Here is a 15,056-nt window from a genome sequence, read left to right as displayed (position 1 = left end):
ACGGGCTTCCCGGCCGCCGAGGCGCACGTCGATTGATCCACGTCAGTGCCGCCGGGGCGGGAGCGCGGCACGATCGCGGCATCCTCTTCAAGGAGTGCTGCGATGTCGACGACATCCCGTCTCTGGATCGCCCTCGGTTGCCTGCTCGGCGCCACGTTCGCCGTGTTGCTGTGGATGGGCCGGGAAATCCATCATCAGGCGCCGCCCCTGCCCGAGCGCGTCGCCACGCCCGGCGGGCAGGTGCTGTACACGCGCGCGGACATCGAGGCCGGCCGCCAGGTGTGGCAGAGCATCGGCGGCCAGCAACTCGGTTCGATCTGGGGCCACGGCGCGCTGATCGCGCCCGACTGGAGCGCCGACTGGTTGCATCGCGAAGCCGACGAACTGCTCGGCATGTGGGCACGACGCGACGACGGCGTGGCCTGGGCATCGCTCGACGAGGGCCGCCAGGAAGTGCTCAAGGCGCGCCTGCGCAAGGAGCTGCGGACCAACGCGTTCGATGCCGGCAGCGGCACGCTCGCCGTGTCGGACGATCGCGCGATCGCGATATCGAACGTCGCGGCCCACTACGAGAGTTTGTTCGGCAACGATCCCGCCACAGCGAAGCTGCGCGCGACCTACGCGATGCGCGACGGCACGGTCGACACCGTGGAGCACCGCCGCGAACTCACCGCGTTCTTCTTCTGGACCGCCTGGGCGACCGTGACCACGCGCCCCGGCGCAGCGATGAGCTACACGAGCAACTGGCCGTACGACCCGCTGGTCGGCAACACGCCGACCTCGAGCGCGTTCCTCTGGACCGTGTTCAGCGTGCTCTTCATGATCGCTGGCATCGGCCTGCTCGCCTGGCACTACGCGGTGTGGCATCGCAACGAGCCACACCTCGCGCCGCCAGCGAGCGATCCGCTCGCCGGCCTGAAGATCACGCCGTCGATGCGCGCGACCGCGAAGTACTTCTGGGTCGTGATCGCGCTGTTCCTGGCGCAGATCCTGCTCGGCGCCGTCACTGCGCACTACCAGGTCGAAAAGGACTTCTACGGCATGGCGATCTCCGACGTGCTGCCGTACTCGCTGTCGCGTTCTTGGCACACCGAACTCGCGGTGTTGTGGATCGCCACCGCGTGGCTCGGCACCGGCCTGTACATCGCGCCGGCCGTGTCCGGCCACGAACCGAAGTTCCAGCGCCTCGGTGTCAATGCGCTCTGGTGCTGCCTGCTCGTGATCGTCGTCGGCGCGTTCGCCGGCCAGTGGTTCGCGGTGATGCAGAAGCTCGGCCTCGCGAACAACTTCTGGTTCGGCCACCAGGGCTGGGAATACGTCGACCTCGGCCGCTTCTGGCAACTGTTCCTGTTCGTCGGCCTCGTGCTCTGGCTGGTGCTCATGGGTCGCGCGCTCTGGCCCGCGCTGCGGCGCAAGGACGATCTCGCCTCGATCGTCGGCCTGCTGTTCCTGTCGACGGTCGCGATCGCCGCGTTCTACGCCGCCGGCCTCATGTGGGGCGAGCACACGCACATCTCGGTGGTCGAATACTGGCGCTGGTGGGTCGTGCACCTGTGGGTCGAGGGCTTCTTCGAAGTGTTCGCGGTCGCGGTGATGTCGTTCCTGTTCGTCAGGCTCGGCCTCGTGCGCGCGCGCACGGCGACGGTCAACGTGCTGTTCGCGACGATCGTGTTCATGGCCGGCGGCGTGCTCGGCACGTTCCACCATCTCTACTTCGCCGGCACCACCACCGCGGTGATCGCGCTCGGCGCGTCGTTCTCCGCGCTCGAAGTCGTGCCGCTCGCGCTGATCGGCATGGAGGCGTACGAAACCTGGTCGCACGGCCGCGCGACGCCGTGGATGGCGCGCTACCGCTGGCCGATCATGTTCTTCCTCGCGGTGTCGTTCTGGAACCTCGTCGGTGCCGGCCTGTTCGGCTTCCTCATCAACACGCCACTCGCGCTGTACTACATGCAGGGCCTCAACCTCACGCCGCTGCACGGGCACACCGCGCTGTTCGGCGTGTACGGCATGCTCGGCCTCGGCCTCATGCTGTTCTGCCTGCGCGGCCTGCGACCCGCAGTGCCGTGGAACGACGGACGCCTGCGCGGCGCATTCTGGTCGCTCAACATCGGCCTCGCGCTGATGGCGCTGCTAACCCTGCTGCCGCTCGGCGTGCTGCAGCTGTCGGCCGCGCTCGAACACGGCTACTGGTTCGCGCGCTCGGAGCACTTCATGGACCAGCCGATCGTGCACCTGCTGATCTGGATGCGCATGCCGGGCGACACGATTTTCGCGGTCGGCGCACTGCTGTTCGGCGGGTTCGCGCTGCGCCTGTGGATTGCGCCACGTGCGAGCACGCCAGCGATGCTGCCGGAGCGCGCGTGATGGACATGCATCGCGACGGCGCGACCGCGTGGGGCGCCGCCTTCGCGACGCTGCCCTTGCAGCTCGCGGCTGCGCCGCATCGGCTGCTGTTCTTCGCCGGCGCGAGCGCAGTGATCGTGTCGATGCTGTGGTGGGCGTGCTGGCTCGCGGCGGCTTATTTCGGGCACGCGTTTCCGGCGGCGCCGGTTCCGCCCGGCTGGGCGCACGCGGTGTTCGCGCAGTACGGCATGCTCGCACCGTTCATCTTCGGCTTCCTGCTCACGGTGTTCCCGCGCTGGATGGCGCAGCCTGCGCTCGCGCGACGTCGCTACGTGCCGGTCTTCGCCGGCTTGTTCGGCGGCTATCTCGTCGCGCACGCGGGCCTGCTCGGTTCGAAGGCGCTGCTCGTCGGCGGCATCGGCGTCATGCTCGCCGGCTGGCTCGCCGGCCTCGCTGCGCTCGGCGGCGTGCTCGTGCGCAACGGCGCGAAGGATCGGCACGCGCTGTCGTGCTACGTCGCGCTCGTGCTCGGCGCCTGCGGCCTCGCCGCGTTCGGCGCGTTCGCGCTCGGCGCGCCTTGGCAGTTCGCCTACGTCGCGATCCGCCTCGGCACGTTCGGATTCCTGCTGCCGGTCTACTTCACGGTCTGCCACCGCATGATCCCGTTCTTCAGCGGCAACGTCGTCGGCCCGCGCTACCGCGCGTTCAAGCCGGCGTGGAGCCTGCCGTCGATGTGGGCGCTGCTGCTCGTGCACCTCGCGCTCGACCTCGGCCATCACCAGAATGTCCTCTGGCTCGCCGACGCGCCGCTCGCGCTGTTCTTCCTCGTGCACTGGCTCGGCTGGCAGCCGTGGAAATGCCTGCGGCCGGGTCTGCTCGCCGTGCTGCACTTCGCCGGCGCGTGGCTATGGGTCGCGTTCGCGTTGTACGCCGCGCAGAGCCTGCTCGCGTTCACCGACCACGGCTTCCTGTTCGCGCGCGCACCGGCGCACGCGCTGACCGTCGGCTACTTCGGTTCGATGCTCGTCGCAATGGTCACGCGCGTGACGCAGGGCCATTCGGGCCGACCGCTCGAAATGGGGCGCATACCGTGGCTGACGTTCTGCCTGATGCAGGGCGTCGCGATCGTGCGGCTGCACGCGGAATTTTCGGCCGACCTGCCGCGCTGGCTCGTGGTCGCCGCGTTCGGCTGGCTGCTCGCGTTCCTGCCGTGGGTACTGCGATCGGCGTGGATCTTCCTCACGCCGCGCGTCGACGGCAAGCCGGGGTGACGTCGGCGCGCACGCCTCGTCGCTTCGGTTTGCGCGCTCGAAGAGCAATGGACTACTCGCTGCGCTCGCTCCTTCGGAGCCGCCCTTCGGGCGTTCTGCGCGCTTCGCGCTTGTCCTGCTTGCGCGGGAATGACGTCATGTTACGGTCGAGGCCTCGCGCTGTGCCGTAGCCCCCAGCTCTCAGCTTCCAGCTCTCAGCCCTGAATAACGTGATCGAGTTCTACCCGCAGATCAAGTTCGTCCACGTCACCGCCGTGATCCTCTCCGGCGGCCTGTTCATGCTGCGCGGCGTGCTCATGCTCGCGCGCTCGCACTGGGCGCAGCACGCCGCGCTGCGCTGGCTTTCGTACGCGATCGACACGACCCTGCTGACCGCCGCGCTCATGCTCGTGACGATCCTGCACCAGTATCCGTTCGTGCACGCCTGGCTCACCGCGAAGGTGCTGCTGCTCGTCGTCTACATCGCGCTCGGCACCCTCGCGCTCAAGCGCGGCCGCACGCGGCGCGTGCAGGTCATCTGCTACTTCGCCGCGCTGTTCGTGTTCGCCTTCATCGTGACGATCGCTCGCGCGCACGATCCGTGGGGCATACTCGGCCGACTGGTCCACTGAGCCGCGACGATGCCCGAACCTGCGCTGCTGTACGGCTTCCTCGCCGCGCTCGGCGGCGGCCTGCTGGTCGGCATCGAGCGCGAGCGCGGCAAGGGCACCGGCCCGGAGCGCGACGCGATCGGCGCGCGCACCTGCGTGCTCGCCGCGCTCGCCGGCGCGGTCGGCGCGCTGCTCGGTGCGGTCGCGCTCGCGCTTGGCGGCGCGGCGGTCGTACTGTATGCCGGCCTCGCCTACCTGCATTCGCGCACGCGCGATCCCGGCCTGACCAGCGAAATGGCGCTGCTGCTCGTCTACCTGCTCGGCGCGCTCGCGACGACGCAGGCGCAACTCGCCGCGGGCCTGTACGTGCTCACCGCGATCGTGCTAGCGAGCAAGCCGTGGCTGCACCGCTTCACGCGCCAGTCGCTGGGCGACGCTGAACTCGACGACCTGCTGCTGCTCGCCGCCTCGGCGCTGATCGTGCTGCCGCTGCTGCCCGACCGCGCGATCGACCCGTTCGGCGTGCTCAATCCGCGCAAGCTGTGGCTGCTGGTCGTGCTCGTGATGGCGATCAACGCGGCCGGCTACGTCGCACTGCGCACGCTGGGCGCGCGCCGCGGCCTGCTGCTCGCGGGCTTCCTCGGCGGATTCGTGTCGAGCACGGCGACGATCGGCGGCATGGGCCAGCGCGCGACGGCGGCGCCGCATGCACGTGGCGCGGCGATCGCGGCCGCGCTGCTGTCCAACATCCCGACCGTCGTGCAGATCGGCGTGATCCTCGCGGCGACATCGCCGCCGCTACTGGTCGCGCTGGCGCCGGCGCTGGTGTGTGCGGGCCTCGCCGCCGCCGTGCTCGCCGGCGCGTGGGTCGCACGCGCGCGCTCGACCGACCACGACGCGCCCGCGTCGACCGCGTCGCGGCCATTCGACCTGCGCCACGCCCTGCTGTTCGCTGCGATCGTCGCCGCCGCGCTGCTGCTGTCGGCGGCGCTGCACGCATGGATCGGCGATCGCGGTGCATTGCTCGGCGCGGCAGCCGCGGGGCTCGCCGACGTGCACGCGGCGTCTGTGTCGCTCGGCCAGCTCGCGGCGACGGCGACGTTGCCGCTGCCGCAGGCCGCGCTCGGCATCACGCTCGCGTTCGTCGCCAACTCGTTCGTCAAGTGCGTCGCCGCGCTCGCCACGGGCGGCACCGCGTTCGCGCGGCCGCTGATCGGCGGCGTGCTCGTGATCGATGCGGCGCTGCTGCTCGCGTACGCGCTGTCGCGCTGACGCGCGGCAGCGTGACTGCGCTGCGGCGTTCGGCCTCCTCTCGTACATCGCCGCGCTTGATCCGGGTCAAGGCGGATCGTGCCCGTATCGGAGACGCTGACGACAGGAAAACACGTCGCCGCAACGAGGGGTCACCGATGAAACGCTTGCTGCTCGCCGTCGCCGTCAGCGCCGCCGCGCTGGCCGGTTGCACCGGTCGCTCGACCGGAACGAATGAAGCCGTCGCCGCGAACGCTCCAGCCGCGGCCACCACCGGCGGCTCCGCCCGGGGTGACTTCGGTCCGCCGCAGGGCGAGCCGGTCCATGCGGTGCTCACGAGTCCGCCGGAAGTGCCCCCACCGACGAACCGCACGCAACCGGCGAGAGTGATCGTCGAACTCGAAGTGGTCGAGAAGGAGATGCCCATCTCCGAGGGCGTCACCTACACCTTCTGGACGTTCGGTGGCACCGTGCCGGGCAGTTTCATCCGCGTGCGCCAGGGCGACACGGTCGAGTTCCACCTGAAGAACTCGCCCGACAGCAAGATGCCGCACAACATCGACCTGCACGGCGTGACCGGCCCCGGCGGCGGTGCCGCGTCGAGCTTCACCGCGCCCGGGCACGAATCGCAGTTCACGTTCAAGGCGCTCAACCAGGGCATCTACGTCTACCACTGCGCGACGGCGCCGGTCGGCATGCACGTCGCGAACGGCATGTACGGCCTCATCCTCGTCGAGCCGCCCGAGGGCCTGCCGAAGGTCGACCACGAGTACTACGTGATGCAGGGCGACTTCTACACGGGCGGCAAGTACCGCGAGAAGGGCCACCAGCCATTCGACATGGAGAAGGCGATCGACGAATCGCCGACCTACGTGCTGTTCAACGGCCACGAGGGCGCGCTCACCGGCGACAAGGCACTCGCCGCGAAGACCAACGAGACCGTGCGCCTGTTCGTCGGCAACGGCGGCCCGAACCTCGTCTCGAGCTTCCACGTGATCGGCGAGATCTTCGACCGCGTGCAGCCCGAAGGCGGCACGCATCCGCAGGAGAACGTGCAGACCACGCTGATTCCCGCCGGCGGCGCCGCGATCGTCGAGTTCCACACCGAGGTGCCCGGCAGCTACGTGCTCGTCGACCATTCGATCTTCCGCGCGTTCAACAAGGGCGCGCTCGCGATCCTCAAGGTCGACGGCCCGGAGAACAAGGCGATCTATTCGGGCAAGGAAGTCGACTCGGTCTACCTCGGCGACCGCTCGGAACCGAACCTCAAACCGGTCGCCGTCGCGGCGAAAGCGGCGGCGAGCGGCGCGTTGACCAAGGACGACCAGATCAAGGCGGGCCAGGTGCTGTTCACCGGCACCTGCTCGGTCTGCCACCAGGCCAACGGCCAGGGGCTGCCGAACGTGTTCCCGCCACTCGCGAAGTCGAGCCTGCTCGCCGCCGAGCCGACGCGCATCGTCGACATCATGCTGCACGGCCTCAACGGCAAGGTCACCGTCAACGGCACCGAATACAACTCGGTGATGCCGCCGATGACCCAGCTCACCGACGACGAAGTCGCCAACATCGCGACCTACGTGCTGAACAGCTGGGGTAACCCGGGTGGCCAGGTGCACAAGGACGACGCGGCGAAGGTGCGCGCGGCTCCGCCCGCCGCCGCGGCGCCGGCGCACTGACGGACGCACGCCGATGGACGCACGCACGCCGCATCGATGCACGCCGGCACTGCGTGTCGCCGCGATCGCGGCGTGCGCGGCCCTGCCGTGCATCGCGCACGCGGCGGCGCCGGCCTACGCGACGATCCCCGCGACCGGCTTCACCAGCGTGATCGAAACCGAGGCGAGCGCGAAGCCGGTGCAGGTCGCCGCGTACGCGCTGCGCGTCGAGCCGGTCACGAACGCGGAGTTCCTCGCGTTCGTCGCGGCGCATCCCGAGTGGCGGCGCGACCGCGTGCCATCGGTGTTCGCCGATGCTCGCTACCTCGCGCATTGGCGGGCCGCGGATGCGCTCGGCGAACAGGCGTCGCCGGCGCAGCCGGTCACGCAGGTGAGCTGGTTCGCCGCGCAGGCCTACTGCGAATCGGAGCACGCGCGCCTGCCGAGCTGGATCGAATGGGAACGCGCCGCCGCCGCGAGCACCACCGTCGCCGACGCGCGCGGCGATCCAGCCTGGCGCCGGCAACTGCTCGACTGGTACGCGAAGCCGTCGAGCGCGCCGCTCGCGGTGATCGGCGCTGCTCCGAACCTGTACGGCGTGCGCGACCTGCACGGCCTCGTCTGGGAATGGGTCGACGACCAGGCCTCGATGATGGTCACCTCCGACAGCCGCGACCAGAGCGATCCCGACCGGCTGAAGTTCTGCGGCTCGGCCGCACTCAGCCTGCGCGATCGCGACAATTACGCCCTGCTCATGCGCATCGCGCTGCTGTCGTCGCTGCAGGCGGTCGACACGACCGCGAACCTCGGCTTCCGCTGCGCGCGCGCTTCCGACACCCCGGTGACGCCATGAAACCGATGCACGACCACGCCGAACGGGACGCCCTGCCCTGCCTGTGCTGCGGCAGCAACGTCGCGCGATGTGAAGGCGCGCCGATGCCGCGGCTGCGCTCGATCCTGCGATTCGTCGCGCTGTGCGCCATGCTGTTCGGCCTCGGTTTCGCATGTGCGCGTGCCGGCGCCGGAGAACTGCCGCGCGATTCGACCTACCACCTCGCGGTACCGCTGGTCGACCAGGACGGTCGCGCGTTCGCGTTCGCCGACGGCCGCGGTCGCGCGCGCATCGTCAGCATGTTCTACACCTCGTGCAAGTACGTCTGCCCGCTCATCATCGACACGTTGCTGAAGACCGAACGCGAACTCGCACCCGCCGGGCGCGAACGCCTCGACGTACTGCTGGTCAGCCTCGATCCCGACAACGACACGCCGGACGCGCTCAAGCGGATCGCCGACAAACGCCACCTCGACACGTCGCGCTGGCGCCTCGCGCGCACCGACGCGACGCACGTGCGCCGCCTCGCGGCGATGCTCGGCATCCAGTACAAGCAGCTCGAGAACCGCGAGTTCAGCCATTCGAGCGCGCTCGTGCTGCTCGACGCGGACGGACGCATCCTCGCGCGCAGCGATCGACTGGGGGAAGCCGATCCCGACTTCGTCGCCACCGCGAGCCGCGCGCTGGGCGATCAGGCCAGCGCGAAGCGGTAGCGCAGCTTGGACGCCGGCGCCGCGCCGATGCGCCGGTAGAAGCGCGCGGCACCATCGTTCCAGGCCGGCGTCTGCCATTGCAGCTCGGCGCAGCCAAACGCGCGCGCATGCGCGACGGTTGCCTCGAACAACGCCCTGCCGACGCCCGCGCCGCGCGCGTGCTCGCGCAGGTACAGGCAATCCATGTGCAGGAACTCGCGCGCCTGCCAGGTCGAGTACTCGAACGAGGCGCTCGCATAGCCGACCGCTACGCCGTCGCACTCGGCGAGCCATGCGAACAGGCGCGGCGACGACGCGTCGAGCGCCGCGCGCAGAGCCTCGCGCGTGCCTTCGAACGCCGCGCGCTCGTAGGCGGCATGTTCGGCGCACAGCACCGCGAGCACCGCCGCGTCGACACCGCGCGCGCAGCGCACGAGCACGGGCGTCATTCCGGCGCGCCGTCCGCCTCGAGTGCGAAGCCCTCGTCGAGCCAGCCGGTGATCCCGCCGGCCATGAGCTTCACCGCGAAACCGAGCCGCGCGAGGCGCACCGCCGCGCGTGCCGCGCCATTGCAATGCGGGCCGGCGCAGTAGGTCACGAACAAGGTCGACGGCGGATATGCCGCCATGCGCGAGGCGATGATCTTGCGGTGGGGCAGGCTGATCGCGCCGGGCACGTGGCCGCGCGCGTACATCGCCGGGCTGCGCGCGTCGACGAGCACGAAACCGGGCGCGGGCGACTGCAACGCCTCGTGCGTGTCCCAGCAATCGGTTTCGTAGGCGAATTGCGCCTCGAAGTGGCGCAGCGCGAGTTCCGCCGGCGCGGCGGCGACTTCGGTGACGGCGTTGGACATGGCGATCTCCACGGTGGACGTGGCGGGCATTGTTCGGCGCGGGCGGCCCGCGCACAATTGGCGGCACCGCCACTCATCGATCAAATCATGCCAAGGCGATCGAAGGCACCGTCCAATCCGCTCGTCGTCGCCCTCGCCTACGACGGGCTGTGCGCGTTCGAGTTCTCCTGCGCGGCGGAAGTGTTCGGCCTCGCCCGCCCCGAGCTCGGCGCAGGCTGGTATCGCTTCGAGACGTGCGCGGCCGAGCGCCGACCGCTGCGCGGCCAGTACGGCCTGCGCCTCTCGGCGATGCACGGACTCGAGCGCCTGCGCCGCGCCGGCACGATCGTGATCCCGGGCTGGAAGGGCGTCGAGGTACCGGTCCCCGCGCGCATCGTCGACGCGCTGCGCGACGCTCACGCGCGCGGCGCGCGCCTGCTGTCAATCTGCTCGGGCGCGTTCGTGCTCGGCGCGACCGGGCTGCTCGACGGCCGCCGCGCGACCACGCACTGGCGCTATGCCGACGCGCTGCGCCGTCGCTACCCGCGGATCGAGGTCGATCCCGACGTCCTGTACATCGACGAGGGCGCGCTGCTGACGTCGGCCGGCAGCGCCGCCGGGCTCGATCTGTGCCTGCACCTCGTGCGGCGCGACTGGGGTGCACGCGTCGCCAACCACGTCGCGCGCCGGCTCGTGATCCCGCCGCACCGCGACGGCGGCCAGGCGCAGTACGTCGAACGCCCGGTGGAGGCCGTCGATCGGCATGCGCTGTCGCCGCTGCTCGATACGATGCGCCGGCGCCTCGCCGAACCGCTGTCGATCGCGCGGCTCGCGCGCATGGCGTCGATGAGCGAACGCAGCTTCATGCGCCATTTCAAGGCGGCGACCGGCCTCACGCCGACCGACTGGCTCGTGCGCACGCGCGTCGAACGCGCGCGCGAACTGCTCGAGGACTCGCGCCACTCGGTCGAGCGCATCGCCGACCTGACCGGCTTCGGCACCGCGACCACGCTGCGCCACCATTTCCGCCGGCGCGTCGGTGCCAGCCCGCGCGCGTATCGCGAGCGCTTCGCGAGTGAACGTCGCCGCTGAGCGCGTTTGTGCCGCACGCGGCTCCGGTCGTCAGGCCGGTCGCAGCTGGTCCGCGAGGCTGCGCGTGCGTTCGGTGACTTCCGAGCCGGTATGCAAGGTCGTCTTGCGCTCGATCAGCATGACCAGGCACTCGTTCTCGGCGACCGGGTTGTGGCGCACGCCCTTCGGCACGACGTAGGCGTCGCCCGCGTCGAGTTCGACCGCACCGTCGGCCATCTCGATGCGCAGGTGGCCGCCGAGGATGTAGAACAACTCGTCCTCGTCGTCGTGCGCGTGCCAGCCGAACGTGCCGTGCACCTTGGCGACCTTGACGTAGGAGTCGTCGAGCGAAGCGACGACGCGCGGCGACCAGAACTCGGTCAGGCCGGCGGCGACGCTCGCCGGCGAAACGATCTTCGACATGGAACCTCCATCGCCGCGAGCGGCGGCCTTCGGGGTGATCGGTCGCAGCAGGCGCGTTCTGCCCGCCATCGACATGTCCGCATTGTAGTGCGCACCCACGCGCACGCGATGGCGCGGATCGCCGGCGTCCGGGCGCCACGTCGACTTCGCGGGGAAATCCGCCATGGCTACCGCGCGCCCTCGACGCGCAACGCGTCGTGCAGGTCGGCATGCTCGAAGTCGATGCGTCGTTCGACGCGGCCGTCCGCGCCGAGCACGACGGCGAGCGGCACGCGCTGCACGCCGAAGCGGCGGAACAGCGCGCCGTCGCGATCGAGCACGAGCGGCACCGCGACGTGTTCGCGGTCGCGCCATTCGCGCAGGTCCTGTTCGGACGCCCACAGCCCGGAGGCCACGCCGACCCAGCGCAGTCGCGCGTCGCCGCCGAGTTCGAGCAGTTGCTCGCGCAGCGCGCGGCAGCGTGCCGAGGACCCGGGGCGCGTCTTCTCGAAATAGCCTTCGCACCACGGCGAGAAGAACGCGACCACGCTGCGCCGGCTCCGCTGCGGATCGGCGAGTGCGACCTCGTCGCCGCCGAGCGAGCGGACGCGCTGCGACGGCGCCGGGTCGCCGACGCGCAGCACGATCGCGTCGGTCGCGCTCGCGGCGGGTGCCGCCTTCACCTCCTGCGACGCGCCCGCGCGCACGCGGCGTGCGTCGGCGAGCGCCGCGTCGAGGCGCGCGTCAGCGAGGTGGCCGACGTAGCGGATCACGCCGTCGCGATCGATGACGACGTGCTGCGGCGTCACGCGCACGCCGAACAGCCCGGCGAGGCGGCCGTCCTCGTCGCGCACGACCGGCATGGTCAGGCCGAATTCGTCGCGGAACGCGCGCACCTGTTCGGGCGTGTCGTCGAACCCGAGGTTGATCGCGACGACGGCGAGATCATCGCCGGCGCCCTGCTGCGCGTGTTCGAAGTGCGGCATCTGCGCGCGGCACGGCGAGCACCAGGTCGCCCAGAACTTGAGGTAGACGGCCTTGTGGCCGCGCAGCGCGGCGAGGTCGATCGTCGTGCCGTCGATCGTCGTCATGCGCGCCGCGGGTGCGAGCCGACCGACCTGCGTGGCGCCGGCTTCCCGCGCGAAGTCCTCGCCGGGGCCTGCGCGCACGGGCGCCGCGACAAAGACGAGGCAGAGCGACAAGGCGGCGATCCACGCCTCGCGCGTGGACGAACGGGAGGCCGGGAACGGCAGCGCGGGAGCAGACGTCGGATCCATCGTGGGTTGCATTCGGCGAGTGCGGCGACTCGGGTGGGCCGCATCGTCACGCTACGCCGCGCCGGACGCGAAGCGCGCGCCAGTCGCGCGCGCTTCGATGGAACCAGTCGGCGGGGCTACTTCACCGCGTGCGCGGCGACCCATTCGGCGAGCGCCTTGCGATCGACGTGCTCGCGCAACGCGCCGCACTGGCGGATGCCTTCGAGCGCCTGGCCGAGGCCGCGATCGCCGCCGATGAGGTCTTTCGCGCGCGGCGCGAGGAATGCCGACATCTCGTCCGCGTCGGCGACGCTGCAACGTCCCGGCGAGAACGTCTTCGGCAACCACGCCTGCGCGAACGGCGGCAGGCGCTTGCGGTAGGCAGCGAAATGCTGCGTGAGCCACTGCCACAGCGCCGCGCGATTCTCCGGTTCGTCCGCCTGCGCCTCGTACAGGCGGCCCATCTCGCCGATCTGCACCGCGGCGGAGAGGCCATAGTCGCGCGCGCGCGCGCCGAGCGCGGGATCGCGCGTCGCGCCGAGCGCGCCGAGCAGCGCGTAGCGTTCGGTCGTGTCGCGGTCCGCTTCGAACGCCCCCTGCGCCGCGTCGAACGCCGGTTCGCCGCCGTCCTGCACGGTCACCTTGAGCGCGGTCACGAGCAGGTCGGCGTCGGCACGCGTGAGATCGGGTTTGCCACCGCCGTCGAGCGCGAGCGCTGCGCGGCCCTGCTTGGCGAGTTCGGCGCGCGTCGCCGGATCGCGCACGACCATCGCGAGGAACTCGGCGATGCGCGTGCGCATCGCGGTGTCGGTGCCGGGCTCGCCGTCCTTGCGGCGCCAGCCGAGCCGGACCAGGCGCGGCGCGTACAGGCGCGTGACCCAGGCATCGAGCGCGGGCCTCGTCGCGGCGTCGGCGAGGTGTTCGCGGATCCATTCGTAGCGACCGAGCAGCGCGGTCGCGACCTGCGGCATGTCCGCACCGGCGAGCGGCGGCATCGCGTCGAGCAGCGCGCCCGCGGACACGCTGCCGCGGCGGAAGCCGCTGTCGACCGCGTCGGCATAGACGAGCTGTTCGGGCGCGGAGAGTTTCGCGGCGGCCGCACCGAGTCGACCGAGGTCGTCGGCGGCGAGGTCGAAGCGGTAGTAGCCGCGCGCATCGGCGTTCGGCAGGTACCAGTCAGGGCAGCTGCCGGCGACGTCGAATTGCTGCTCGGGCCGTTCGAGCAGGAAGCACTGCGCGTCGGAACCGCCACCGCGACCGAAGCGCGCGCACACCGGCACGCCCCAGCGCGGCGCGTCCTTCGACAGCACGCCGTACGGCAGGTAGCGCGACTGCGCGAGCTTCAGCGTCGCCTTGCCGGCGTTGCAGGCGAGTTCGCTGCGCACGAGCGGCACGCCGGGCTGGTCGAGGAAGCTGCGCATGCCTTTCGCGAACGCATCGCCCTTGCCGCTCGCCTGGGTCAGCGACGCGATGAGGTCGTCCGAGCTGCCACTGCCGAACGCGTGGCTCGCGAGGTATTCGCGCATGCCCTTGCGGAACGTGTCCTCGCCGACCCAGCGCTCGAACATCGCGAGCACGGCGGCGCCCTTCTGGTAGGTGATGCTGTCGAACGCGGTCTCGATGTCGCCGCGGCCGAGGATCGGCTGGCGGATCTTGCGCGTGCTGAGCAGGCTGTCGTTCGCCATCGCGTACAGGCGCGCCTCGAGCGATTCGAGGTCGGCGTGGTATTCGGGTCGCAACGCCGACGTCGCCTTCGCCTGGCCCCAGGTCGCGTAGGCCTCGTTGAGCCAGATGTCGTCCCACCAGGGCACGGTCACGAGGTCGCCGTACCACTGGTGCGCGATCTCGTGCGCCTCGATGTTGAACACGCTGCGGTAGTGGTCGGCGGCCGAGTGCGCGTCGGTGAGCAGGTAGGCGTCGCGGTAGATGATGAGTCCCGCGTTCTCCATCGCACCGGCGGAGAAGTCGGGCGCGCCGAGCAGGTCGAGCTTGTCGAACGGATACGGCTGCGCGGTGTAGTCCTCGTAGAACTTGACGATCGCGGGCGCGACCTCGAGCGCCCAGGCGAGCTTGTCCTTGCTGCCGCGCGGACCGATCGCGCGCAGCGGCAGCGCGCTCTTGCGCACCGCGTTCGGCGGAATCGGCGCGGCCTCGGCGACGTCCCACGGGCCGACCGCGAACGCGACGAGGTAGGTCGGCAGCGGCGGCGTGGTCGCGTAGGCGATCGTCTTCCACTTCGCGTCGGCGGACTTCTCCTCGCGCAGCGGACGCGTGTTCGCCACCGCGACGTCCTGCACCGGCACGGTCAGCGCGAGGTCGAACGGCACCTTGAAGCGCGGCTCGTCGAAACCGGGGAACGCGAGGCGCGCACTGACCGGCTCCATCTGCGTGACCGCGTAGGCGTCGTCGCCGACCTTGACCTTGTAGACGCCTTCGAGCTGGCCGTTGAACGGCGCGTCGTAGTCGAACGCGAGTTCGACCTCCTGCGCGGCGAGGCGATGCGCGAAGCGCACTTCGAGCACGCCGCCGTCGGCATGCGCGACCGCCTGCGCGTCGCTGGTCGCGCCCGCGGCGTCGGTCACGCGCGCGGCGCGGATGTTCATCTGCTGCGCGTGCAGCCAGACGTGGTCGCTCGCCTTCGCGAGCCTGACGCGGATGCGCGCCTCGCCGTCGAAACGGTCGCGGCGTGGATCGACGGTGAGGTGCAGTGCGTAGTGCAGCGGCGCCACGTCGGCCGGCAGCTTGCCGGTCGGCACGCCCTCCTCCTTCGCGACGGCGGCGCCGCTGGCGAGCAGGCTTGACAGGATCAGGGCGCGCATGCGCATCGGGACGTCTCCGCAAGGGTTCGCCGCGGACCC

13 protein-coding genes are annotated in these 15,056 nt (G+C 70.8%); 8 read left to right on the top strand and 5 right to left on the bottom strand.

Annotation, left to right across the window (positions count from 1 at the left end; genetic code table 11):
- The first annotated feature begins 102 nt into the window (after positions 1 to 102).
- The 7 genes from FHW12_RS17710 to FHW12_RS17680 all read left to right on the top strand — a co-directional run bounded on the left by FHW12_RS17710 (position 103) and on the right by FHW12_RS17680 (position 8,658).
- On the top strand, positions 103 to 2,367 hold the full coding sequence (locus tag FHW12_RS17710) for a nitric-oxide reductase large subunit (protein ID WP_182532377.1): 2,265 nt from the start codon (positions 103 to 105) through the stop codon (positions 2,365 to 2,367).
- Positions 2,367 to 3,617: an NnrS family protein gene (locus FHW12_RS17705; protein WP_310735276.1), complete on the top strand. Its 1,251-nt coding sequence runs from the start codon at positions 2,367 to 2,369 to the stop codon at positions 3,615 to 3,617. Before FHW12_RS17710 ends, FHW12_RS17705 begins: the two co-directional genes overlap by 1 nt.
- Before the next feature lie 209 nt (positions 3,618 to 3,826).
- Positions 3,827 to 4,228: a SirB2 family protein gene (locus FHW12_RS17700; protein WP_182532376.1), complete on the top strand. Its 402-nt coding sequence runs from the start codon at positions 3,827 to 3,829 to the stop codon at positions 4,226 to 4,228.
- A gap of 9 nt (positions 4,229 to 4,237) precedes the next feature.
- Entirely contained in the window at positions 4,238 to 5,479 is a 1,242-nt protein-coding gene (locus tag FHW12_RS17695; protein WP_182532375.1) for a DUF4010 domain-containing protein, read from the top strand.
- A gap of 137 nt (positions 5,480 to 5,616) precedes the next feature.
- Positions 5,617 to 7,134, top strand: coding sequence for a copper-containing nitrite reductase (gene nirK / locus FHW12_RS17690; protein ID WP_182532374.1), 1,518 nt, complete (start codon positions 5,617 to 5,619; stop codon positions 7,132 to 7,134).
- Between the two features lie 13 nt (positions 7,135 to 7,147).
- Positions 7,148 to 7,966: a formylglycine-generating enzyme family protein gene (locus FHW12_RS17685; protein WP_182532373.1), complete on the top strand. Its 819-nt coding sequence runs from the start codon at positions 7,148 to 7,150 to the stop codon at positions 7,964 to 7,966.
- A complete protein-coding gene (locus FHW12_RS17680) occupies positions 7,963 to 8,658 on the top strand; it encodes an SCO family protein (RefSeq protein ID WP_259393133.1) in 696 nt (231 codons plus the stop codon). Before FHW12_RS17685 ends, FHW12_RS17680 begins: the two co-directional genes overlap by 4 nt.
- Here FHW12_RS17680 and FHW12_RS17675 read toward each other — a convergent pair.
- Positions 8,637 to 9,086, bottom strand: a complete 450-nt coding sequence (locus FHW12_RS17675; RefSeq protein WP_182532372.1) for a GNAT family N-acetyltransferase — start codon at positions 9,084 to 9,086, stop codon at positions 8,637 to 8,639. The genes FHW12_RS17680 and FHW12_RS17675 overlap by 22 nt on opposite strands.
- Positions 9,083 to 9,490 (bottom strand): rhodanese-like domain-containing protein, encoded by a 408-nt coding sequence (locus FHW12_RS17670; protein ID WP_182532371.1) that lies wholly within the window; start codon positions 9,488 to 9,490, stop codon positions 9,083 to 9,085. The genes FHW12_RS17675 and FHW12_RS17670 overlap by 4 nt, the downstream gene beginning before the upstream one ends.
- A gap of 87 nt (positions 9,491 to 9,577) precedes the next feature.
- Between FHW12_RS17670 and ftrA the strand changes: the two genes are divergently transcribed.
- Positions 9,578 to 10,561 carry a transcriptional regulator FtrA gene (gene ftrA / locus FHW12_RS17665; RefSeq protein WP_182532370.1) on the top strand — a complete coding sequence of 328 codons (984 nt, stop codon included), beginning with the start codon at positions 9,578 to 9,580 and terminating at the stop codon, positions 10,559 to 10,561.
- Positions 10,562 to 10,591: 30 nt separating this feature from the next.
- On the opposite strand, the gene FHW12_RS17660 is transcribed toward ftrA, so the two are convergent.
- From FHW12_RS17660 to FHW12_RS17650, 3 genes are all read right to left on the bottom strand, one after another.
- A complete protein-coding gene (locus FHW12_RS17660; RefSeq protein WP_182532369.1) occupies positions 10,592 to 10,963 on the bottom strand; it encodes a cupin domain-containing protein in 372 nt (123 codons plus the stop codon).
- Positions 10,964 to 11,130: 167 nt separating this feature from the next.
- Positions 11,131 to 12,219 carry a TlpA family protein disulfide reductase gene (locus FHW12_RS17655; protein ID WP_182532368.1) on the bottom strand — a complete coding sequence of 363 codons (1,089 nt, stop codon included), beginning with the start codon at positions 12,217 to 12,219 and terminating at the stop codon, positions 11,131 to 11,133.
- A gap of 116 nt (positions 12,220 to 12,335) precedes the next feature.
- Positions 12,336 to 15,023: a M1 family metallopeptidase gene (locus FHW12_RS17650; RefSeq protein ID WP_182532367.1), complete on the bottom strand. Its 2,688-nt coding sequence runs from the start codon at positions 15,021 to 15,023 to the stop codon at positions 12,336 to 12,338.
- Positions 15,024 to 15,056: the final 33 nt, after the last annotated feature.

The organism is Dokdonella fugitiva (assembly GCF_014138265.1).
Lineage (GTDB): Bacteria > Pseudomonadota > Gammaproteobacteria > Xanthomonadales > Rhodanobacteraceae > Dokdonella_A > Dokdonella_A fugitiva_A.
The sequence above is the reverse complement of the archived record's forward strand: the minus strand, read 5'-3'. Positions and strand labels throughout refer to the sequence as shown.